This is a genomic window from Pseudomonas sp. PB105, assembly GCF_009764655.1.
GTDB classification, from domain to species: Bacteria; Pseudomonadota; Gammaproteobacteria; order Pseudomonadales; family Pseudomonadaceae; genus Aquipseudomonas; species Aquipseudomonas cyclaminis.
The window spans coordinates 437,595-457,834 of sequence record NZ_RWIO01000093.1 but is presented as its reverse complement, the minus strand read 5'-3'; the positions used below and the strand labels follow the sequence as shown (position 1 = coordinate 457,834).

The following is a 20,240-nucleotide window of genomic DNA, read 5'->3' as shown; positions in this document are numbered from 1 at the left end:
GTTCAGAACTCGTTTTGCAGGGCTTTGTAGCCGCGCACCAAATCAACGTTGGTGCGCGCCACGTCTTCGGAAAACTCCGAGGCACTGACGCTCACCGGCGGAAATTGCGACAGGTCGGTGTTGGGCCCGATGCGGGTGGTGGAGGGCACGTAGAACGCGGCCGGCAAGTCGCGGCCATCGACCACCGAGTTGTGGCGCACCACGCAACCGTCGCCCACGGCGCAATTGAACAGCACGCTGTTGAAACCGATGAACACGCGATCGCCCACCGAGCACGGGCCGTGGACGATGGAGCGGTGGGCAATGGAGGTGAATTCGCCGATGGTGACTGCCGCGCCGGATTTGGAGTGAATCACCACGCCGTCCTGGATATTGGAATTGGCGCCGATGGTGATCGGGTCCATGGCGCCGCTGGCGTCGACTTCGTCGGCGCGGATCACCGCGTATGGGCCGACGAAGACGTTCTCGCCGATGATGACCTTGCCGCAGATGATGGCTGTTTTGTCGACGTAGGCCGATTCGGCAATCACTGGCAGATCGCCGGAGGGGTTCTTGCGGATCATGCGCTGGGCTCCGTGATGATGTGGACGTGGTCGCCATCGATGGCGTTGTAGAAACAGGTGGGCCGGCCGGTATGGCAGGCAGGGCCAAGTTGGTTGACGATCAGCAGCACCGCGTCGCCGTCGCAATCCAGGCGCGCTTCTACCAACTGTTGCCAGTGACCGGAGCTTTCGCCTTTGCGCCACAGTTGCTGGCGCGAGCGCGACCAATAGCAGACTTGCCCGGTAGCGAGGGTTTCGTTGAGGGCCTGGCGGTTCATCCAGGCCAGCATCAACACCGCGCCGCTGCCGTGTTGCTGGGCGATGGCGGCGATCAAGCCATCGCTGTTCCACGCCAGCGCGTCGAGCACCGGTTTGAGTGGAAAGCGGCTGCCGATGGCCGCCCCTTCCAGTTCGAGCATGCTCAGGTTCATGGCTTGCTCAGGGCAGCGCACAAGGTGTTGAGGTTGTATTCGAACAGTCCGGTAAACGTGCTGGCGGGGCCTTCGGCGGCGAGGGCGTCGGAGTACAGCGTGCCGCCGATCTGCGCGCCGCTTTCGTCAGCGATCTGCTTGAGCAGACGCGAGTCCTTGATGTTTTCCATGAACACGGCCTTGACCTTGTCTTTGCGGATCTGGGTGATCAGCGCAGCGACTTCGGCTGCGGAAGGCTCACGTTCGGTGGACAAGCCTTGCGGCGCCAAGAACTGAATGCCATAGGCCTGTCCCAGGTAACCGAAGGCGTCATGAGAGGTGACAATGCGGCGGTTGCCGGGTGGCAGGGCACCGAACTTGGTCTTGGCTTCGGCCAGCAGGCGATAGATTTCCTTCAGGTAGCTTTGGCTGTTGCGCTGGTAATCGGCGGTATTGGCTGGGTCGGCGGCAGCCAGCGCCTTGGTGATGTTGTTCACGTAGATTTCAGCGTTGGCCAGGTTGTGCCAGGCGTGCGGGTCGGGGATGGTTTCGCCGTCTTCTTCCATGGTGTGGGAGATCACGCCCTTACTGGCGGTGACTACTGTGGCTTTGGTTTCGGTGCTGGTGACCAGGCGGTCCAGCCAAGGTTCGAAACCGAGACCATTCTTGATGATCAGCTTGGCCTTGAGCAGCGCCTTGGCGTCGTCCGGCGTGGGCTCGTAGGTGTGGGCGTCGGCATCCGGGCCGACCATGTTGCTGATCTGGATGTGATCGCCACCGATCTGGTGAGTGATGTCATCGAGAATACTGAAGCTGGTGACCACCTGGAGTTTGTCGGCGGCCTGGGCCATCGACAGCGGCAGCAGCAGACTGAACAGCACGAGTAGAGCGCGCATCGGGAAACACCTCATTGGGATGTAAGCAGGGGCGGGCGGCGCAGCAAACCGTGCACCGGACCGAAGACCACGGACAGCAGGTACCCCGCGCCAGCCACCAGCACAATCGCCGGGCCGCTGGGCAGTGAGTAGTAGAACGACAACAACAAGCCAAGCCACACCGACAGGCATCCCAGCACCGCCGATACCGCAATCAACACCGGCAGGCGCCGGCTCCAGAAACGTGAAGCGATGGCCGGCAACATCATCAAACCCACCACCATCAACGCGCCGATGGCCTGGAAGCCGATCACCAGGTTCAGTACCACCAGGGTCAAAAACAGCCCATGGGCCAGCGGGCCGAGACGGCTGACGGTTTGCAGGAACAGCGGGTCGAGGGTGTCGAGCAGCAGCGGTTTGTAGATCAGCCCCATGGCGAGCAGGCTGAACCCGGACACCCAGAGCATGCCGGTGAGGGTGGTGGCGTCGACGGCCAGGGCGGAGCCGAACAACAGGTGCAAGAGGTCCAGGCGCTTGCCGGCGATGCCGAGGATCAGTACGCCGGCGGCGAGTGAAATCGGGTAGATGGCGGCGAGGCTGGCGTCTTCGCGCAGACCGGTGCGCCGGGTGATCCAAGCGGACAGGCCGGCCATGCTCAAGCCGGCACCGAGGCCGCCGATGGTCAGCGCCGGCAGGCTGAGCCCGGCGAACCAGAAGCCCAGCGCAGCGCCGGGCAGGATGCCGTGGGCCACGGCGTCACCGATCAGGCTCATGCGGCGCAAGATCAGGAAAACGCCCAGCGGCGCGGTGCTGCATGCGAGCACCAGCCCGCCGATCAGGGCGCGGCGCATAAACACGAAATCGACGAAGGGCATCCACAGGTGGGCGGCGAAGTGCATCAGGCCACCTGCATCTGGGGCTGCGGGCGGATCAGCTCTTTGCTATTGCCGAACACACAGCCGGTGCTTTTGATATGCAGCACGTGCTCGGTGTGGTGGCGTACGGACGTCAAGTCGTGGCAAACGATGACCAGCGTGCGGCCTTCGGCATGCCAGGCGTGGATATGTTTCCAGCACAGCGCCTGGCCCTCTTCATCGAGGGCCGCGTGGGGTTCATCCAGCAACAACACCGGCGACTCGGCCAGGCTCATACGGGCCAGCAGCGCGCGTTGCAATTGGCCGCCGGACAACGCCATCAATGGGCGCTGTTCCAGGCCACTGAGGCACCAGTCCTCCAGCACCGTGTGCAGGCGCTGGCTGCGTTGCTGCGAGGTGAGTTGGGTGCCCCAGAAACCTGCGGCGACTAACTCTTGCAGGCTGATGGGGAACTGACGGTCGAGGTGTTGCTGCTGAGGCAGGAACGCCAGGCCGCCACGGCGTGGAACATCCACGATCACCTTGCCGGCCAGCGGCTTTTGCAGCCCGGCGATCACTTTCAGCAAGCTGCTTTTACCGCAGCCGTTGGGACCGATAACGCCCGTGAGGCTGCCTTTTTCCAAGGTGAAATCCACGGCGGGTGTGAGCGGTTGGCCGGGGGCGCCCCAGCGTAACGTGGTGCATGTGATCATTCAGGCTGTCTCGTCCAGCGGCTTTCAGCCACGGCATCGTGCGCGTGCAGGCTTTCGGCGTGGATCACTTTCAGGTGGAAGGCTTTGACGGCATCCGAGCGTTTCAAGGCGAGGTTCAGGCGGCGGGCGGCGTCTTCGCAGAACATCAGGTTCTGCCCGTTGGCCAGGGCGAAGGCTTGTTCGTCCGCACGTTTCACGGCGGTTTGTACGGCGGTGCCGAGGGCAGCTTCGGCGTCGTTGATCAGGTCAGTCAGCGCCAGATGATCGCCTTGCAGGTGTACGTGAAGCTGGGCGCTGCTGCGCTGGCTGTGAGGCGTGGCGATGATCCCATTGGCGCTGCCGAGCCAAGTCAGCACAGCTTCATGCTGCAACGGCTTGTCGGCGAAATCTTCGAGAAACTGCTGCTGAATCAACTGCCTGGCAAGGGCTGCGGAACAGGGGCAAGTCGAGGAGTAAGTCACGTCAATTTTTTGTTCCACGTGGAACATCTGATTTTCAAGGCGGGCTTCGATGCTGACCGGATAGCTCTTCCAACCGGCCAAAGGGCTCACCAGCGCCGGGCGTTTCAGCAGCAAATTCGTATGGATACGCAGGTAGGCGTTCTTAGATAAATCTTCATGACTGTCGAGAAAGCGCTGCAGTACATTGCGCAGAAGTGCAGGCGTAAGGGGCTGCTGGTCGAGCATTTCCAGCGCCAGGTACAAGCGTGACATATGAATGCCACGGGCGGTGCCGTCGTCCAGGCTCACACCGGCATCGGCGGTGGCGGTCAGACGCTGACCGTCGATGAGGATTGGCAGGGCGATGCCGCACATGCCCACCCAGTCGAGTGGCAAGGCTTGGCGTGAAGCCTGCGCGGCGATATCCGGCAGAGTCAGCGCGTTCATGAGCAGGTCCATCGTTGGAAATAATTCGACATGTTATAGTATAACAATAGAGTCGACGATGAATTTTCTGTCCTAGCCTTTTTTCAGTCATGTCGAGTACGGACGCTCCTTTATTTGCGGTATTTGTCATGCACAGACGTCAGCTTCTCAATCTGCTCCTGGCCAGCCCCTTTTTTGTGTTGCCGTTAACGGCGCACGCCACGCAGATTCGTAATGCGCGTTTATGGCGCTCAAACGACAAGCTGCGGCTGGTGTTCGACCTCAGCGGTCCGGTGCAGTACAAGACCTTCTCCCTGACCGCGCCGGAGCGCCTGATCATCGACCTCAGTGGTGCGGGGCTCAGTGGTGATTTTTCTCAACTTGAGTTGAAGAACAGTGGGATAACCTCGATTCGTTCGGGGCATTTCGGCAAGGCGGATACGCGCATCGTGCTCGACCTGGCCGCACCGATGCAGCTCAACAGCTTTATATTGCCGCCGCAGGAAGGTCAGGGGCATCGCTTGGTACTCGATCTCACCAGTGCCACTCAGGCGCCTCGTCAAATCGCCGCTGAACCTGCGCCCTTGGCGGCGCCGGTGGACAAGGCGCATCCCAAGCGCGACATCATGGTGGTGGTCGACCCCGGCCACGGCGGCAAAGACCCGGGCGCCATCGGCTCCAAGGGCCAGCGCGAAAAAGACGTGGTGTTGTCCATCGCCCAACTGCTCGCCAAGCGCCTGAAACGCGACAAGGGCTTTGACGTGAAACTGGTGCGCAACGACGACTTCTTCGTACCGCTGCGCAAGCGCGTGGACATCGCCCGCCAGCACAAGGCCGATATGTTTATCTCGGTGCACGCCGATGCCGCGCCACGGCTTACGGCATCGGGGGCCTCGGTGTATGCGCTGTCGGAGGGCGGCGCCACTTCGGCCACGGCGCGTTTTATGGCCCAGCGTGAAAACGGCGCGGACCTGCTGGGCGCCACCACGTTGCTCAATCTCAAGGACAAGGACCCGATGCTGGCCGGGGTGATTCTCGACATGTCGATGAACGCCACCATTGCCTCCAGCCTGCAACTGGGCAGCTCGGTGTTGGGCAGTCTGCAAAGCATCACCAGCCTGCATCAGAAACGCGTGGAACAGGCCGGGTTCGCGGTGCTCAAGTCTCCGGATGTGCCATCGATCCTGGTGGAGACGGGCTTTATCTCCAACACCCGTGACGCCCAGCGGCTGGTGACGGCCCGCCATCAACAGGCGGTGGCGGATGGTTTGTTCGATGGCCTGAAAAACTACTTCCAGAAGAACCCGCCAATGAACAGCTACATGGCGTGGGTTCAGGAACAGAAGAATCCTCGGGCCTAGCAGCCGGTGATCCGGCTACAGGTGAACTTGGCGCTGGCCCCTCCGGAGCTGGAGAACCGATTGATCGTGGTCCAGCCCACGCGGCGTGTGTAGCCGACCCACGCCTCCCCATCCGAGGCCAGGCCAGTGAAAAACGTCAGTTGCCCATACCGGCTGTTGGTCTGTGCCCAATAACGTTTGCCGGCCACTTCGAAGCCGCGCAAATACGTGGTGCTGCCCACCGTCGCCACACTGTAGGCGTTGCCCAGCGGGTCGACACAGGCCAGCACGTTGGCGCTGCGCGTGCAGTTGGCCAGCGGACTCGGCGCTTGTGCACAAGCAGGCCCTGCCGCTGCCAATAACAGGGCGCACACCAGGTATTTCATAAGGTTTCTCGGGGCTGGGAGGTGTTCAAGCATTGCGCCCTTCGTCGCAGCGAGCAAGGGGGATTGGCTTATTTGTATTGTTATACTATAACATAAAAGCACAGCCTGACCCGTGACCCGCTCCCCATGACCGAACAAGACCTGCCGACTACATGAATGAAGCCCAGCAGGGCTTCTTCCGCGAACCGCCCTGTGTATCGAAGCCAAAGAACGTGAAGAGCTGCGCGAACGCCATAAGCGGGCGATTTGACCGGCCGACCCTGATGAGGAATACCTGATGCCCAATCGTCTCCCCGTTACCGTGTTGTCCGGCTTTCTCGGCGCCGGTAAAAGCACATTGCTCAACTATGTGCTGCGTAACCGCGAAAATCTGCGTGTGGCAGTGATCGTCAACGATATGAGTGAAATCAACATCGACGGCAGCGAGGTGCAGCGCGACGTCACGCTTAATCGCTCCGAAGAAAAACTGGTGGAGATGAGCAACGGCTGTATCTGCTGCACCCTGCGTGAAGACTTGCTGGAAGAAGTCGGAAAGCTCGCCAAGGAAGGTCGGTTCGATTACCTGTTGATTGAATCCACCGGTATCTCGGAACCGTTGCCCGTGGCCGAAACCTTCACCTTTCGCGATGAAAACGACCAGAGCCTGGCCGATGTCGCACGCCTGGACACCATGGTCACGGTAGTCGACGGCATGAACTTCCTGCTCGACTACCAGGCCGCCGAAAGCCTGGCCTCACGGGGCGAAACCCTTGGCGAAGAGGACGAGCGCTCGATCACCGACCTGTTGATCGAGCAGATCGAATTCGCCGATGTGATCTTGATCAGCAAGATCGACCTGATCAGTAGCAGCGAACGCGAAGAGTTGATTGCCATCCTTGAGCGCCTCAACGCCCAGGCACAAATCATCCCGATGGTCATGGGCGAGGTGCCGCTGCACAAGATCCTCAACACCGGCCGCTTTGACTTTGAACGCGCCGCCCAAGCGCCAGGCTGGCTACAAGAGTTGCGCGGTGAGCATGTGCCGGAAACCGAAGAATATGGCATCGCATCCACCGCCTATCGCGCACGCCGCCCGTTCCATCCGCAACGCTTCTTCGACTTTATCGACCGGCCTTGGGTGAACGGCAAATTGCTGCGCTCCAAAGGCTTTTTCTGGCTGGCCAGCAAACATCAGGACGCCGGCAGCTGGTCCCAGGCCGGCGGCCTGATGCGTCACGGGTTTGCCGGGCGCTGGTGGCGTTTCGTGCCGAAAAGCCAATGGCCCCAGGACGAAGAAAGCGTCGCGGCAATCATGGGCAACTGGCAACTCAGCACCGGCGACTGCCGTCAGGAACTGGTGTTTATCGGGCAGAACATCGACTTCGCCCACATGCGCGCCGAGTTGGATGCGTGCCTGCTCAACGATGAAGAAATGGCCCTGGGCGTCGAAGGTTGGCGCCTGCTGGCTGATCCGTTTGGTCCCTGGTATGAAGAGGCAGCCTGATGCTGGCACCGGTTATCCCCTTGCGCCCCGTGATTCGCCAGACCCGTGGTGAAACCCCGCTGGCGCTGTCCGACATCCTTGAGGACGGCGTGAACCTGGCGCTGTGGCAGCGTCAGTTGCCGCTGCATATTGCCGAGTTCGGCGCCTTGCTGGTGGCACTTAACGAGCCGTTGGCTGATTCGATGGTGATTGAGCTCAACAGCGAAGACGCCGAGCCGAACTTGCAGGGATTGGCGTTCAGTTGCCGTGATCTGGAGGGTTATGAAGGCTTTGTCGCCGATGTGTCATGGCTGGTCAGTGCCTTCGCCTGCCTGCTCGGCGCCAAGCGCATCGGCGTGCGCCTGCGGCTGCTGGATAAAGCCATGTGCCCACGTTTTCACGTCGATCATGTGCCGGTACGGTTGATCACCACCTATGCGGGTGTCGGCAGCCAGTGGTTGCGTGAAGGCGTGATGGACCGGCGCAAGCTCAGCCAAGCGGACGCCGAACCCAGCGAGCGCATCGAGCAGATTCAGTGCGGTGAAGTGGCGCTGCTCAAGGGCACCAAATGGCATGGCAACGAAGGCCACGGCCTGATCCATCGCTCACCCGGCCTGAAAGCGGATGAGCGCCGATTGATTCTGACGCTGGATTGGCTCGCGTAACCGCGTAGGATCAAACGCTCTACACGGTCTGAACGATGCCCCTGATGCTGCAGAACATTCCCACCCACGTGATCGCCGGCCCCTTGGGCGCCGGCAAGACCAGCTTGATCAAGCACCTGCTCGCCCAACGCCCGGCCAACGAGCGCTGGGCGGTGTTGATCAACGAGTTCGGGCAGATCGGCCTGGATGCTGCGCTGCTGACCCAGGACGACGACGGCATTGCCCTCGGCGAAGTTGCCGGTGGCTGCCTGTGCTGTGTGAATGGTGCACCGTTCCAGGTAGGCCTGGGCCGCTTGCTGCGTAAGGCCAAGCCGGATCGTTTGTTTATCGAACCCTCGGGCCTGGGCCATCCTGCGCAGTTGCTCAAGCAGTTGCGCGAAGCGCCGTGGCAAGCGGTGCTGGCGGTCCAGCCCTGTGTGCTGGTGCTGGATGCCCAAGCACTGGCGGCGGGCAAGCCTTTGCCGGTGGCGCAGCAGGAGGCGCTGGCCAGTGCCGGGCTGTTGGTATTGAACAAGGATGAGGCGCTGGATGCCACGCAGCGCCATGCAATCCAACGGCAGTTACCGGATTGTGCGATTTACTGGACACGCCAGGCGCAGTTGCCGCTGGCCCAGCTACCTGGCTTGAACGCAATTGCAGGCGCGGCTGTGGATAACTTCGCAGTGCCCAAGGGGCTGGCCCAACTGCCGGCGATCTGGAGCGATCCCGCGCAGCCCATTTGTTTGAGCCAGGCCCAGGAGGGCGGCTGGAGCATTGGTTGGCGCTGGCATCCAAGCCAGCTATTTGATCCTGAGCGTCTGGCGCTGTGGCTCAAAAGTCTTGAATGGCGCCGCGCCAAACTGGTTATCCACAGCCGTGATCGCTGGATTTCCGTTAACGCTGTGGATAACAGCTCGTTCACCTGGCAGCCCAGTGAATGGCGCCGCGACTCTCGTGTCGAACTGATCTTCAGCGCCCCACAGGACGTGATCGCATTACAGGCCGCGCTGGCAGCCTGCCGTTACTGACGGTTCTTGGCCGCGTGGTCCTGCCGCCATTGGCTCAGCTCAATGACTTCAGCGCTGGGCAGCGCCTCCTTGGCCTCGAACGGGTAGGGCGCCAGTTCGATCTGCGCGCTGTGGGCGCCGAATTGGGTGATAGTCCCGCTGTGACGGGTCTCGCCCGTGACGGTGAACTCGAAATTGTAGATACGCGCCAGACGCCGCCGGCCATTGGCGTCTTTCACAAAACCGATGCGCTTCAACGCGACGGCACCGTCGAGCAATTCGATATCGAGCTTGGCGCAATGCTGCTTGACCCGCGCCAGCGCCCGCTCGCGTAGGCCGTGGTTGTGCCACACCCAGGCGGCGCCGGTCGCCAGCAGCATCAACACAAACATGTTTCCCAGGGTCAGCATGCGAAAAACTCCAACAAAGTGAGAGCAGCTTAACTGTGTCGCCGGTCTGTCGTACAGGCTGCGTTTAGTCGCATACTGCGCGGCCAGAATTTCAATGGCTTTACGGAAATCCCCTGCATGAAACGCACACCTCATCTGCTTGCGATCCAGTCTCATGTGGTCTTTGGCCACGCCGGAAACAGCGCCGCCGTGTTCCCCATGCAGCGGGTCGGGGTGAATGTCTGGCCGCTGAACACGGTGCAGTTCTCCAACCACACCCAGTATGGACAGTGGGCGGGCGAAGTGTTGGCACCGCAGCAAATTCCTGCGTTGGTGGAAGGCATTGCCGCCATCGGTGAGCTGGGCAATTGCGATGCAGTGCTGTCCGGCTACCTGGGCAGCGCGGACCAGGGCCGGGCGATTCTCACCGGCGTGGCGCGGATCAAAGCCATCAATCCCAAGGCCCTGTACCTGTGCGACCCGGTCATGGGCCATCCGGAAAAAGGCTGCATCGTGCCCCAGGACGTCAGCGATTTCCTGCTCGACGAAGCCGTTGCCATGGCCGACTTCCTGTGCCCCAACCAACTGGAACTGGACAGCTTTGCCGGGCGCAAGCCGCAGTCGCTGTTCGATTGCCTGGCGATGGCCAAGGCGTTGCTGGCACGCGGGCCAAAGGCCGTGCTGGTCAAACATTTGGATTACCCGGGCAAGTTGCCGGACGGTTTCGAGATGTTGTTGGTGACCGCCGACGGCAGTTGGCACCTGCGTCGGCCGCTGCTGGCCTTCCCGCGCCAACCGGTGGGCGTGGGCGACCTGACGTCGGGGTTGTTCCTGGCGCGAGTGTTGTTGGGCGACAGCCTGTTGGCCGCCTTTGAGTTCACCGCGGCGGCTGTGCACGAAGTGCTGCTGGAAACCCAGGCCTGCGCCAGTTACGAACTGGAGCTGGTGCGGGCTCAGGATCGTATCGCCCACCCACGCGTACGTTTTGAAGCCACGCCGATAGATCTATAAACACACAAAACCCAATGTGGGAGCAGGCAAGCCAGCTCCCACATTTTGATTGGGTTTACAGGTCGGGCTTTGCCGTGTCTCAGCCTTTGATTTCCTGGTAGCGCTTTTCCAGCTCCTGACGAATCTGCCGACGCTGTTGGGCCTGTACAAACCGGCGCTTGTCTTCGCTGTTCTGCGGTTGCAGCGGCGGCACGGCGGCCGGTTTGCGTTGGTCGTCGACGGCTACCATGGTGAAGAAGCAGCTGTTGGTGTGGCGCACAGAGCGTTCACGGATGTTCTCGGTCACCACTTTGATGCCCACTTCCATCGACGTATTGCCGGTGTAGTTGACCGACGCAAGGAACGTCACCAGTTCGCCGACATGGATCGGCTCGCGAAAAATCACCTGATCCACCGACAGCGTCACCACATAGCGACCGGCATAACGGCTTGCGCAGGCGTAGGCCACTTCGTCGAGGTACTTGAGCAGGGTGCCGCCGTGGACATTGCCTGAGAAGTTGGCCATGTCAGGGGTCATCAATACCGTCATCGACAGCTGGGCGTTTCCGGGTTCCATAGCACACTCACGGTTGTAGGCATTGGTTGGGGGCGCACCTCTGCGGGTGCTGGAATCTTTGCAGCGCCATCCTTTACGGGACGCCGGTGGTCGGCTTGCCGTCACGCCTGCACCGATCTGTTTCCATATATTGCACCGGCTTTCTGCTGGAAGTCGCGGTGTTAACCTTCAAAAGCCCATCCCAGGGCATTTCTTACGATAAAGGCAGACTTTTCCTTCCGCACTTTGCGACGTTTCATGTGCGCGGGCGGAAGTGGGAAAAGCGCCGGTACCCTCAAGGAGCCCCTCGCCATGCACGCCATCAGCTTTATCCAGGACTTGGCCGTGATCATGCTGGTGGCAGGGGTAGTCACTGTCCTGTTTCATCGCCTCAAACAGCCGGTGGTGCTGGGTTACATCGTTGCCGGCTTCATCATCGGCCCCCACACCCCACCGTTCGGCCTGATCCACGACGAAGACACCATCAAGACCCTCGCCGAGCTCGGGGTGATCTTCCTGATGTTCTGCCTGGGCCTGGAGTTCAGCCTGCGCAAGTTGTTCAAGGTGGGTGCCACGGCGTTTATCGCGGCCTTCCTGGAAATCATTCTGATGATCTGGATCGGCTACGAGATCGGCCGCTGGTTTGACTGGAACACCATGGACTCGCTGTTCCTCGGCGCGATCCTGGCGATTTCCTCGACCACCATCATCGTCAAAGCCCTCAATGATTTGAAGATGAAGAACCAGCGTTTCGCGCAGCTGATTTTCGGCGTGCTGATCGTCGAGGACATTCTTGGCATTGGCATCATTGCCTTGCTGTCGAGCATCGCCGTCAGCGGTACGGTCAGCTCCGGCGAGGTGTTCTCCACGGTCGGCAAGCTCTCGCTGTTCATGATCGTTGCCTTGGTGATCGGCATCTTGCTGGTGCCGCGTCTGCTGGCTTATGTGGCCAAGTTCGAAAGCAACGAGATGCTGCTGATCACCGTGCTGGGCCTATGCTTCGGTTTCTGCCTGCTGGTGGTCAAGCTGGAATACAGCATGGTATTGGGCGCGTTTTTGATTGGCGCGATCATGGCCGAGTCCAAGCAATTGATTAAGATTGAGCGCCTGATCGAGCCGGTTCGCGACATGTTCAGCGCGATCTTCTTTGTTGCGATTGGCCTGATGATCGACCCGCAGATCCTGTTGCAATACGCCTGGCCCATCGCGGTGATCACCGTGGCAGTGGTGCTCGGCAAGATGTTGTCCTGCGGCCTCGGCGCATTTATCGCCGGTAATGACGGCCGCACCTCACTGCGCGTGGGCATGGGGCTGTCACAGATTGGCGAGTTTTCCTTCATCATCGCCGCGCTGGGCATGACCTTGCAGGTGACCAGTGACTTCCTGTATCCGGTGGCGGTCGCCGTTTCGGCGATCACCACGCTGCTGACGCCTTACCTGATACGCGGTGCTGATCCGCTGTCGCTGAAGATCGCGGCGGTGATGCCCAAGCGCATGAGCCGGGTATTCGGTATGTACGGCGAGTGGCTGCGCAGCATTCAGCCTCAGGGCGAGGGCGCGATGCTGGCGTCGATGATCCGCAGAATCATCCTGCAAGTCGGCGTGAACCTGGCGCTGGTAATCGCGATTTTCTTCGCCGGCAGTTTTTTTGCGGCGCGCATTGGTGGGTATCTGGAAGGTTGGATCAATGATCCGAGCTGGCAGAAGGCATTGATCTGGGGCGGGGCGTTGCTGTTGTCGCTGCCGTTTTTGATTGCGGCTTACCGCAAGCTCAAGGCGCTGTCGATGTTGCTGGCGGAGATGAGCGTCAAGCCGGAAATGGCTGGGCGGCATACCCAGCGGGTGCGGCGGGTGATTGCCGAGCTGATCCCGATTCTGTCGCTGCTGGTGATCTTCCTGCTACTGGCAGCCTTGTCGGCCAGTATTCTGCCGACCAACAAGTTGCTGCTACTGATTGCCGTAGTCACGGCGGCGGTGGCGGCGGTGCTCTGGCGCTGGTTCATCCGCGTGCATACGCGGATGCAGGTGGCCTTGCTGGAGACGCTGGATAACCATAAGGATACGCCGGAGCACTGATGGGGGCCGCACCGCGGCCCGGCGCGGGACAAGCCCGCTCACCACGGGGGTCAGGTCTCAGCTTTCGAGCCAGACGTCCCGCGCCCAGTGCCAGACCGATTCCCACGTCTCTTCGGTGACGAGCTCTTCTTCGGCGGACCACAGCACCACGGTGCCGTCTTCTTCGACGCAGTAGTAGTCGTCGCCGTCCTGGCAGATCGGGATCAGGCTGCGGTCAACGCCCGCATCCCAGGCGTTAGCGGCCACGTCCGGCAGGTAGGTGTGGGATTGCGGGTCGGTGACGGTCACCGGCTCCAGGCTGCCGTATACAACATCGCTGACGGTCAGCAGGAATTCACGGAAGACAAACGGGATGTCGATGAACAGTTGTTCTTCGATTTCCACCAGTTGATCTTCGTCAGGCAGTTCCAGAGGAACCGGGACCGGTTCGTTGGCTTCACGCAATTGTTCGATGATTTCTTCCACGGCCGGGATCCTCTTGCTAGATGGCGCGGTTTATAGGGGCGTTTTATACAGTAGCTCGCTATAAGTGCAACCGTGAAATAGAAAACCCCGGACATGAGACATGTCCGGGGTTTTTTGTTACGGCTTGCAAGCGCGGGGGTATCAGCCGTTCTGGCGGATACCGGCGACCAGCCAAGGCTGGTTTTCGCCTTGAGGGCGTTCCATGTTCCAGCTTTCGCTGAACACTTCGCCCTGGTCGAAGCGCGAGGTCTTCGACACACCACTGAAGGTCAGGGTGGCGATGGTCTTGTCGGCGCGATCATCCACACCGTCCAGCTGTACGCGCAGGTCGTCGATGTAGGTCGACTGGAACGCGTCGCCGATCTCGGCGCGTTCGCGCTTGAGGAACTCCAGCAGTTGCGGGGTCACGAACTCGGCGATCTTGTCCATTTCGTTGGCGTCCCAGTGTTGCTGCAGGGACTGGAAGTGGCTACGGGCCGCTTCGACGAAACGCTCTTCGTTGAACCAGGCCGGTGCGTTGATCACCGGACGGGCCGCAGCAGGTGCTGCCGAACCACCGAAGATCGAACCCATGGCTGGCTTCTGCTCGAACACTTCACGCTGCATCGGCGCGCCGGCTGGAGCCATGTGCTCCTGCTGCTTGCGACGACGGGCGGCGATAAAACGGAAGACCAGGAAGGCGATGACGGCCATGATCAGGATGTCGAAGATCTGCATGCCCTGGAAGCCGCCGCCCATGAACATGGAGGCGAGCAGGCCACCGGCCGCGATGCCGGCCAGAGGGCCCAACCAGCGCGACGCACCGCCGGCTTTGGCCGCGGCGCCTGCAGCACCGGCTGCGCCTGCAGTAGCGGCAGCACCGCCTGCACCGGCGGATGGAGCCATTTGGCTGGTCTGGTGAGTCGGCGCCGCGCCCGAGCTTTTGCCGCCACCGAAGCGTTTGGCGTTGGCGTCGAGGCTCATCGTCAGGCCGATGCACAACGCCATGGCGATGCTAAGAAAACGTTTCATAAAGGGAATTCCCATTTGTGGATTGCACGCGCGCCATGTTGCACAGGTGTAGTGACAGTGGCTAGCGGCATAATGTTTCGGGCTTTTGCGTAAGACCGATTCCGAAAGGTCTGTAGGACTAATGGAAGATATTGGCCCGCGCTCGTTAAAAACAAGGGCGGGCCAATAAGCTTCATGTAGGCAAATGTTTCAGACGGCTTCGAGCTTCGCGTAACCCATCATCAGCCACTTGCTGCCTTCGGCGAAGTTCACCTGCACCCGTGCCTGGGCGCCGGCACCCTCGAAGTTGAGGATGACGCCTTCGCCGAACACGGAATGCCGGACCTGCTGGCCAAGGCTGAACTGGGTTTCCGGAATTTCGGAACCGGCAAACATGCTGCTGGAGTTCTGCTGCTGGCCACCGCCGAACGGGCGGCTGACGCTGTTGGACAGGCGCACTTCCTGGATCAGGCCCTTCGGCACTTCACGTACGAAGCGCGACACCTTGTTGTAGGTCTCGCTGCCGTACAGGCGTCGGGTCTCGGCGTAGGTCATTACCAGGTTCTGCATCGCCCGGGTGATGCCCACGTAGGCCAGGCGCCGTTCTTCTTCAAGGCGGCCGGGCTCTTCCAGGCTCATCTTGTGCGGGAACAGGCCTTCTTCCATGCCCACCAGGAATACATACGGGAACTCCAGGCCCTTGGCGCTGTGCAAGGTCATCAGCTGGATGCTGTCTTCATGCTCATCGGCCTGGGTGTCGCCGGCTTCCAAGGAGGCATGGCCGAGGAAAGCGGCGAGCGGGGTCAGCTCTTCGTCTTCCTCGGTGTTTTCGAACGCACGGGCGGCGCTGACCAGTTCCTCAAGGTTTTCTACCCGTGCCTGGCCTTTTTCGCCTTTTTCCGCTTCGTGATAGGCGATCAGCCCGGACTGCTCGATCACGGTCTGAGTCATCAAGTGCAGCGGCATTTCCATGCACTTGGCGGCCAGGTTCTCGATCAGCTCGACAAATACGCCCAGCGCACCGGCGGCACGGCCGGTCAGGCCTTTGTTGGCGATCAGCAAGCGCATCGCTTCCCACATCGACACATCGGCGTGGCGCGCATGGTCGCGGATCGCTTCGACGGTTTTTTCGCCGATGCCACGGGCCGGGATATTGATCACCCGCTCCAGCGCCGCATCGTTGCCGCGACCTTCCAGCAAGCGCAGGTAGGCCATGGCGTTCTTGATTTCGGCGCGCTCGAAGAAGCGCTGGCCGCCATAGATGCGGTACGGGATACGTTCGCGCAATAAGGCTTCTTCCAATACCCGCGATTGGGCGTTGGAGCGATACAGGATGGCGATGTCGCTGCGTGAGAGGCCAGTTTTCAACGCGCTTTCGATGGTTTCCACCACGTAGCGCGCTTCATCATGCTCGTTGAAGGCGGCGTACAGGTTGATCGCTTCGCCTTCGCCGCCGTCGGTCCACAGTTCTTTACCCATGCGCCCGGTGTTGTTGGCGATCAAGGCGTTGGCGGCCTTGAGGATACCGGCGGTAGAGCGGTAGTTCTGCTCAAGGCGGATGGTGATCGCGTCCGGGAAGTCGTCGGAATACTGGTAGATGTTCTCGATTTTCGCGCCGCGCCAGCCATAGATCGACTGGTCGTCGTCACCCACCACCATCAGGCTGTCGCCGCCCTTGGCCAGCAGGCGCAACCAGGCGTACTGCACGGCGTTGGTGTCCTGGAACTCATCCACCAGAATGTGGCGGAAGCGTTTCTGGTAATGGGCCAGCAAACCGGGGTTGTCGCGCCACAGGTCGAGGGCGCGCAGCAGCAGCTCGGAGAAGTCGATCACGCCAGCGCGTGCGCAGGCAGCCTCGTAGGCTTCATAGATGCTGCGCATGGTCGCCAGGAACAAGTCGCCGCTGGCCTGGATATGCTGCGGGCGCAGGCCTTCGTCTTTCTGCCCGTTGATAAACCACTGCGCCTGGCGCACGGGCCAACGCTGTTCGTCGAGGCCCAGCTCGCGGATCACGCGCTTGACCAGGCGTTGCTGGTCATCGCTGTCGAGGATCTGGAAGGTCTGGGCGAGGCCTGCCTCCTGCCAATGGGCCCGCAGCAGGCGGTGCGCCAGGCCGTGGAAGGTGCCCACCCACATGCCGGCCGGGCTGATGCCCATCAGCTGTTCGATGCGGTGACGCATCTCGGCAGCGGCCTTGTTGGTGAACGTCACCGACAGGATGGAATGCGGGGACGCGTTTTCGACCTGGATCAACCAGGCGATACGGTGCACCAGCACTCGGGTTTTACCGGAGCCAGCACCGGCCAGGACCAACTGACGGCCAACGGGGGCCGCTACGGCCTGGCGTTGGGCATCGTTGAGGGAGTTAAGCAAAAGAGAGAGATCATCGCGCATCGGCGCATTCTAGGGTGCTGGGGGGAGTCGGGCAAATCCCAATGCCGGGTGGTCGATGGAAAATATCCAGCGCAGTCTGGGGCGGCTCAACATTCTGCCCAGGGTGATGACCGGTCGGTCAATGGCCACAGCCCGCGCAGGGTCTCGCTGAAGCTGTCTGGCGCCGAGCTTTGCGCCGTGTGACCGCGCAGTTTTATGACATGGAGCAGTTTGGCCCGGGCGCTTGCTTGTGTATGCTCCGTCGACGTTTCGGGCTCACCATTATAAGAACATTGCCTATGACCCTCAGCACCGACCTGCTTGGCCCCTCGATGGCGCCCGCGCAGGTTATCCGCAAACATTACGCCACTGAGATGGCGGTTGAGCGCACGCGCCTGCTGTATCAGGGCTCGCTGCTGCCGACCCTATTAATGTTGGTGAACGGCCTGGTCTGCGCTTGGCTGCTGTGGAATCCCAAGCAATACCTGTTGGACAGCATCTGGTTGGTCTGGCTACTGGCCCTGGTGGCCATGCGCGTTATCCAGGTGGCGGCCTTTGATTCAGCCATGCCCAGCCGTCAGGCCCAGCCAATCTGGCGGCGCATGTTCATGCTCGGCTCGGCGGTCAGTGGCCTGACGCTGGCAACTGCGGCCATCGCCCTGGCACCGGTGAACAGCTTCATGCAGCAAGCCTGGGTGTTCGGCCTGATCGGCGCTGCGACGTTGTCGGCCAGCGTGGCCTACGCCGTGAGCCTGCCGGCGTTTCTATCCTTCGCCGTGCCCTGCCTGGTGCCGTCCATTGTCTACTTGTTGTGGGATGGCAGCCCGCAGCAACAAGGTTGGGGTGTACTCGGCCTGATCCTGTTGGTGTCGCTGAACCTGGTGGCCTGGCAGGTCAACCGCCTGATCCAGCGTGAACTCCTGCGGCGTTTCCAGAACCAGGCCTTGATCGCGCATCTCCAGCAGGCGCAGCAGCGCAGCGAGCAGTTGAATCAGGACTTGGTGCGTGAAGTCGAGCAGCGTCGTCAGGTCGAGCAGGAGCTTCGTGAAGCTCAGATCGGCCTGCAGGACCGCGTGGCGCAACGCAGCCAGGAACTGGACGTCGCCAGCCTTGCGCTGAATAAGAGCGAAGCGCGCCTGGCCATGGCCCTGCAAGCCAGCGAACTCGGCCTGTGGGACTGGAACCTGCAAACCGACGAAGTCCACCACACCCAGCTTAAAGAGTTGTTCGGCCTGGAGCCGGAGTACGTCACGGCCATGCTCGGCCACCTCAAGCCGCGCCTGCACCCGGATGACTTGCCGCTGCTCAAGCGTGCGCTGGTGGAACACCTCAAGGGGCGCACCGAGGATTACCAGGTGGAATACCGCGTGCGCCATGGCGATGGGCACTGGGTGTGGATCGAAGACCGTGGCCGCGCGGTGGAGCGTGCGCCCAGTGGGCGCGTGATTCGAATGCTCGGCACGCGGCGTGACATCAGCGCCGGCAAGGCCCTTGAAGAACAACAACGGCTGGCCTCGACCGTATTTGAAGCCGCCAGCGAAGGCATCGTGATCCTCGATCCAAATTACGCGCTGATCGCGGTCAACCAGGCTTTCAGTCGCGTCACCGGCTTTGACATCGACGACATGCTCGGTCGCAACGTGGTAGAGCTACCCAGCAGCCGCGATGCCCGGCGTCACTTCCCGGTGATCCGCCAAGCCTTGCTCAGCCACGGCACCTGGCAGGGCGAACTGGTGGAAACACGCAAGAACGGCGAGCTTTATCCGCAGTGGCTGCAACTGAATGTGGTGCGCGATGTTCGCGGAAACGTCAGTCATATCGTGGGCTTCTTCGCTGATCTGTCGGCGCGGCGCGAGTCCGAGGAGCGCATGCGCTACCTCACCCATTACGACGAGTTGACCGGGTTGGCGAACCGCTCGCTGTTCCGCGAACGCTTGCGCGAAGCCCACCAGCGCGTGCGCCAGGGCGGGCGCAGCCTGGCGTTGCTGCATATCAATCTGGATCGCTTCAAGCTGCTCAATGACAGCCTGGGCCATGAAGTGGCGGACCAGTTGCTGCAAAAAATGGCGCGCCGGCTGATCAATGCCTTGCCCGAAGCCGACACCATTGCACGCCTGTCCGGCGATGAATTTGCCGTGTTGTTCGACGCCTACGGCAGCCTGTCGAGCCTGGCGCGGGTAGCCACGCGGCTGCTGGCCAAGCTGCGGGTACCCGTGACGGTGGAGGGGCATGAGCTGGTGGTCAGTGCCTCAATGGGCGTCAGCCTGCTGCCCGACAATGCGCGGGAAATTTCCGAGCTGGTCAGCCAATCAAACATGGCCATGCAACACGCCAAGCACTTGGGCGGCAACAACTTCCAGTTCTACACCGATAGCCTGCAAGCCAGCACCCTAGAGCGTCTGCAGTTGGAAAACCATCTGCGTAAAGCCATTGATGAGCGCCAGCTTTCGGTGTTCTACCAACCGAAGCTGTGCCTGGTCACGGGCAGGCTGAACGCTGCCGAGGCGTTGGTTCGTTGGGAGCACCCGCAGTGGGGGATGGTGCCGCCCTGCGACTTTATCGGCCTGGCCGAAGAAACGGGCCTGATCGTGCCGCTGGGCGAATTCGTGTTGCGCCAGGCTTGTTGGCAAGCCTGTGAATGGCAGCGCCAGGGGTTGGCGCCGATTCGGGTGTCGGTGAACCTGTCGGTGCACCAGTTACGCCAGGGCAAGCTGGTCAGCCTGGTGCGTCAGGTGCTGGAAGAAACCGGCCTGGACCCGCAATACCTGGAGCTGGAACTGACCGAGAGCCAACTGCTCGACAGCGTCGAACACATCATCGCCACCTTCCAGCAGCTGCGGGACCTGGGGGTGAAGCTGGCCATCGACGACTTTGGCACGGGTTATTCGTCCCTCAGCTACCTCAAGCGCATCCCTGTGGACTACGTAAAGATCGACCAGACCTTTATTCGTGGGCTTGGGCAAGGGCGCGAGGATGCAGCCATCACCCGAGCCATCATCGCCATGGCCCACGGCTTGGCACTCAAGGTCGTGGCCGAAGGCGTGGAAGATCAGCAGCAGTTGGATTTCCTGCGGGCGGAGCGTTGTGACGAAGTGCAGGGCTATTTGATCAGCCGCCCCATGCAGGCTGACGGGCTGGCAGATTTGTTACGGAAAAATGCAGATTTTCCTTAGCGACGCCAAGGGCGCCCGAGTGGCTACAAAGCTCCTGGCCTTTGAATATCAGGGGGCCAGGGCAATTTAGTGATGCGTCGGACGGGCAAAACGACAATTCTTGTAGTATAACTACAAGCTTGCTACATC

The 20,240-nt window shown here is 61.2% G+C and carries 19 protein-coding genes; 7 read left to right on the top strand and 12 right to left on the bottom strand.

Annotation, left to right across the window (positions count from 1 at the left end):
• Positions 1 to 2: 2 nt before the first annotated feature.
• From EJD88_RS25295 to folE2, 6 genes are read right to left on the bottom strand one after another with little or no spacing between them, the layout of a single operon-like run.
• On the bottom strand, positions 3 to 563 hold the full coding sequence (locus EJD88_RS25295) for a DapH/DapD/GlmU-related protein (RefSeq protein WP_048721911.1): 561 nt from the start codon (positions 561 to 563) through the stop codon (positions 3 to 5).
• Positions 560 to 973, bottom strand: a complete 414-nt coding sequence (hisI, locus tag EJD88_RS25290; protein WP_099586094.1) for a phosphoribosyl-AMP cyclohydrolase — start codon at positions 971 to 973, stop codon at positions 560 to 562. Before hisI ends, EJD88_RS25295 begins: the two co-directional genes overlap by 4 nt.
• A complete protein-coding gene (locus EJD88_RS25285) occupies positions 970 to 1,848 on the bottom strand; it encodes a metal ABC transporter substrate-binding protein (protein WP_158879267.1) in 879 nt (292 codons plus the stop codon). Before EJD88_RS25285 ends, hisI begins: the two co-directional genes overlap by 4 nt.
• An 11-nt stretch (positions 1,849 to 1,859) precedes the next feature.
• Entirely contained in the window at positions 1,860 to 2,726 is an 867-nt protein-coding gene (locus EJD88_RS25280; RefSeq protein WP_099586092.1) for a metal ABC transporter permease, read from the bottom strand.
• Positions 2,726 to 3,394, bottom strand: coding sequence for a metal ABC transporter ATP-binding protein (locus EJD88_RS25275; RefSeq protein WP_099586091.1), 669 nt, complete (start codon positions 3,392 to 3,394; stop codon positions 2,726 to 2,728). Before EJD88_RS25275 ends, EJD88_RS25280 begins: the two co-directional genes overlap by 1 nt.
• Complete coding sequence (folE2, locus tag EJD88_RS25270) at positions 3,391 to 4,281, bottom strand: GTP cyclohydrolase FolE2 (RefSeq protein ID WP_158879266.1); 891 nt, start codon at positions 4,279 to 4,281, stop codon at positions 3,391 to 3,393. Before folE2 ends, EJD88_RS25275 begins: the two co-directional genes overlap by 4 nt.
• A 128-nt stretch (positions 4,282 to 4,409) precedes the next feature.
• Between folE2 and EJD88_RS25265 the strand changes: the two genes are divergently transcribed.
• Complete coding sequence (locus tag EJD88_RS25265; protein WP_158879265.1) at positions 4,410 to 5,621, top strand: N-acetylmuramoyl-L-alanine amidase; 1,212 nt, start codon at positions 4,410 to 4,412, stop codon at positions 5,619 to 5,621.
• Here the strand turns inward: EJD88_RS25265 and EJD88_RS25260 are convergent.
• Positions 5,618 to 5,986, bottom strand: a complete 369-nt coding sequence (locus EJD88_RS25260; protein ID WP_158879264.1) for a glutamine synthetase — start codon at positions 5,984 to 5,986, stop codon at positions 5,618 to 5,620. The genes EJD88_RS25265 and EJD88_RS25260 overlap by 4 nt on opposite strands.
• Positions 5,987 to 6,263: 277 nt before the next feature.
• Here EJD88_RS25260 and zigA point away from each other — a divergent pair, with 277 nt between their 5' ends.
• From zigA to EJD88_RS25245, 3 genes are read left to right on the top strand one after another with little or no spacing between them, the layout of a single operon-like run.
• Positions 6,264 to 7,469, top strand: coding sequence for a zinc metallochaperone GTPase ZigA (gene zigA, locus EJD88_RS25255; protein ID WP_099586087.1), 1,206 nt, complete (start codon positions 6,264 to 6,266; stop codon positions 7,467 to 7,469).
• Entirely contained in the window at positions 7,469 to 8,113 is a 645-nt protein-coding gene (locus tag EJD88_RS25250) for a DUF1826 domain-containing protein (RefSeq protein ID WP_158879263.1), read from the top strand. The genes zigA and EJD88_RS25250 overlap by 1 nt, the downstream gene beginning before the upstream one ends.
• Positions 8,114 to 8,157: 44 nt before the next feature.
• Positions 8,158 to 9,120 (top strand): GTP-binding protein, encoded by a 963-nt coding sequence (locus EJD88_RS25245; RefSeq protein WP_112192800.1) that lies wholly within the window; start codon positions 8,158 to 8,160, stop codon positions 9,118 to 9,120.
• Here the strand turns inward: EJD88_RS25245 and EJD88_RS25240 are convergent.
• Complete coding sequence (locus EJD88_RS25240; RefSeq protein ID WP_099586085.1) at positions 9,114 to 9,509, bottom strand: DUF3301 domain-containing protein; 396 nt, start codon at positions 9,507 to 9,509, stop codon at positions 9,114 to 9,116. The genes EJD88_RS25245 and EJD88_RS25240 overlap by 7 nt on opposite strands.
• 117 nt (positions 9,510 to 9,626) lie before the next feature.
• Here EJD88_RS25240 and pdxY point away from each other — a divergent pair, with 117 nt between their 5' ends.
• Entirely contained in the window at positions 9,627 to 10,499 is an 873-nt protein-coding gene (pdxY, locus tag EJD88_RS25235) for a pyridoxal kinase PdxY (RefSeq protein ID WP_099586084.1), read from the top strand.
• Positions 10,500 to 10,578: 79 nt separating this feature from the next.
• Here the strand turns inward: pdxY and EJD88_RS25230 are convergent, their stop codons facing one another.
• Positions 10,579 to 11,055, bottom strand: a complete 477-nt coding sequence (locus EJD88_RS25230; protein WP_028618540.1) for an acyl-CoA thioesterase — start codon at positions 11,053 to 11,055, stop codon at positions 10,579 to 10,581.
• 291 nt (positions 11,056 to 11,346) lie between these two features.
• Here EJD88_RS25230 and EJD88_RS25225 point away from each other — a divergent pair, with 291 nt between their 5' ends.
• Positions 11,347 to 13,110 carry a cation:proton antiporter gene (locus EJD88_RS25225; RefSeq protein WP_099586083.1) on the top strand — a complete coding sequence of 588 codons (1,764 nt, stop codon included), beginning with the start codon at positions 11,347 to 11,349 and terminating at the stop codon, positions 13,108 to 13,110.
• A 57-nt stretch (positions 13,111 to 13,167) separates the two neighbouring features.
• On the opposite strand, the gene EJD88_RS25220 is transcribed toward EJD88_RS25225, so the two are convergent.
• From EJD88_RS25220 to uvrD, 3 genes are all read right to left on the bottom strand, one after another.
• The gene (locus tag EJD88_RS25220; RefSeq protein WP_099586082.1) at positions 13,168 to 13,575 is read right to left on the bottom strand and encodes an SMI1/KNR4 family protein; all 408 of its coding nucleotides are present in this window, start codon (positions 13,573 to 13,575) and stop codon (positions 13,168 to 13,170) included.
• A gap of 141 nt (positions 13,576 to 13,716) precedes the next feature.
• Complete coding sequence (locus EJD88_RS25215) at positions 13,717 to 14,586, bottom strand: Tim44 domain-containing protein (RefSeq protein ID WP_099586081.1); 870 nt, start codon at positions 14,584 to 14,586, stop codon at positions 13,717 to 13,719.
• 189 nt (positions 14,587 to 14,775) lie between these two features.
• Positions 14,776 to 16,959: a DNA helicase II gene (gene uvrD, locus EJD88_RS25210; protein ID WP_099586080.1), complete on the bottom strand. Its 2,184-nt coding sequence runs from the start codon at positions 16,957 to 16,959 to the stop codon at positions 14,776 to 14,778.
• Positions 16,960 to 17,237: 278 nt separating this feature from the next.
• On the opposite strand from uvrD, the gene EJD88_RS25205 reads away from it, so the two are divergent.
• Positions 17,238 to 20,111, top strand: coding sequence for a bifunctional diguanylate cyclase/phosphodiesterase (locus EJD88_RS25205; RefSeq protein ID WP_112192797.1), 2,874 nt, complete (start codon positions 17,238 to 17,240; stop codon positions 20,109 to 20,111).
• The last annotated feature ends 129 nt before the right edge of the window (positions 20,112 to 20,240 follow it).

Coding starts and splice junctions, on each gene's coding strand:
- EJD88_RS25260 (WP_158879264.1), bottom strand. CDS start 5,986: ATGAAATACCTGGTGTGCGCCCTGTTATTGGCAGCGGCAGGGCCTGCT.
- EJD88_RS25250 (WP_158879263.1), top strand. CDS start 7,469: ATGCTGGCACCGGTTATCCCCTTGCGCCCCGTGATTCGCCAGACCCGT.
- EJD88_RS25280 (WP_099586092.1), bottom strand. CDS start 2,726: ATGCACTTCGCCGCCCACCTGTGGATGCCCTTCGTCGATTTCGTGTTT.
- EJD88_RS25295 (WP_048721911.1), bottom strand. CDS start 563: ATGATCCGCAAGAACCCCTCCGGCGATCTGCCAGTGATTGCCGAATCG.
- EJD88_RS25205 (WP_112192797.1), top strand. CDS start 17,238: ATGACCCTCAGCACCGACCTGCTTGGCCCCTCGATGGCGCCCGCGCAG.
- EJD88_RS25245 (WP_112192800.1), top strand. CDS start 8,158: ATGCTGCAGAACATTCCCACCCACGTGATCGCCGGCCCCTTGGGCGCC.
- pdxY (WP_099586084.1), top strand. CDS start 9,627: ATGAAACGCACACCTCATCTGCTTGCGATCCAGTCTCATGTGGTCTTT.
- EJD88_RS25240 (WP_099586085.1), bottom strand. CDS start 9,509: ATGCTGACCCTGGGAAACATGTTTGTGTTGATGCTGCTGGCGACCGGC.
- EJD88_RS25285 (WP_158879267.1), bottom strand. CDS start 1,848: ATGCGCGCTCTACTCGTGCTGTTCAGTCTGCTGCTGCCGCTGTCGATG.
- uvrD (WP_099586080.1), bottom strand. CDS start 16,959: ATGCGCGATGATCTCTCTCTTTTGCTTAACTCCCTCAACGATGCCCAA.
- EJD88_RS25275 (WP_099586091.1), bottom strand. CDS start 3,394: ATGATCACATGCACCACGTTACGCTGGGGCGCCCCCGGCCAACCGCTC.
- folE2 (WP_158879266.1), bottom strand. CDS start 4,281: ATGAACGCGCTGACTCTGCCGGATATCGCCGCGCAGGCTTCACGCCAA.
- EJD88_RS25265 (WP_158879265.1), top strand. CDS start 4,410: ATGCACAGACGTCAGCTTCTCAATCTGCTCCTGGCCAGCCCCTTTTTT.
- EJD88_RS25225 (WP_099586083.1), top strand. CDS start 11,347: ATGCACGCCATCAGCTTTATCCAGGACTTGGCCGTGATCATGCTGGTG.
- zigA (WP_099586087.1), top strand. CDS start 6,264: ATGCCCAATCGTCTCCCCGTTACCGTGTTGTCCGGCTTTCTCGGCGCC.
- hisI (WP_099586094.1), bottom strand. CDS start 973: ATGAACCTGAGCATGCTCGAACTGGAAGGGGCGGCCATCGGCAGCCGC.
- EJD88_RS25230 (WP_028618540.1), bottom strand. CDS start 11,055: ATGGAACCCGGAAACGCCCAGCTGTCGATGACGGTATTGATGACCCCT.
- EJD88_RS25215 (WP_099586081.1), bottom strand. CDS start 14,586: ATGAAACGTTTTCTTAGCATCGCCATGGCGTTGTGCATCGGCCTGACG.